Origin of the sequence: Pseudomonas sp. AMR01 (assembly GCF_041946035.1) — a bacterium.
Taxonomy (GTDB): Bacteria; Pseudomonadota; Gammaproteobacteria; order Pseudomonadales; family Pseudomonadaceae; genus Aquipseudomonas; species Aquipseudomonas antarctica_B.
In genome coordinates, this window is record NZ_JAUTYR010000193.1 from 1 (window position 1) to 506 (window position 506).

General features: G+C 56.7%; 1 protein-coding gene. It reads left to right on the plus strand.

Going from position 1 to position 506, the window contains the following annotated elements:
• A partial coding sequence (queG, locus tag Q7C20_RS27200; RefSeq protein ID WP_375071242.1) for a tRNA epoxyqueuosine(34) reductase QueG occupies positions 1–468 on the plus strand: 468 nt, incomplete at its 5' end.
• Positions 469–506: the final 38 nt, after the last annotated feature.

The following is a 506-nucleotide window of genomic DNA, read 5'->3' on the forward strand; positions in this document are numbered from 1 at the left end:
TGCCTGCAGAAATGTCCAACCGATGCGTTTGTGGATGCGCACGTGCTGGACGCCCGCCGCTGCATCTCGTATCTGACCATTGAGTTGAAAGGCTCGATTCCCGAAGACTTGAGACCGAAAATGGGTAACCGGGTGTTTGGTTGTGACGATTGCCAGATCGCCTGTCCATGGAACCGATTCGCCCAGCCTACACAGGAAAGCCATTTTTATCCTCGCCATCAGCTCGAACAGGCCGATCTGGTGACCCTGTTCCGCTGGGATGAAGAGAGCTTTCTGCGCAACACCGAAGGCTCGCCCATACGCCGCATTGGCTACGAACGCTGGCTGCGCAATCTCGCTGTCGGCTTAGGGAATGCCACGTCCAGCATCCCCGTGATCGAAGCACTCAAAAGCCGCCTCGATCACCCCTCGCCACTGGTGCGCGAACACGTACAATGGGCGTTGCAGCGGCACCTCAATAACGGATGAAATGTTCGCGGTAGTGCTTCAGCTCGTTGATCGAATCG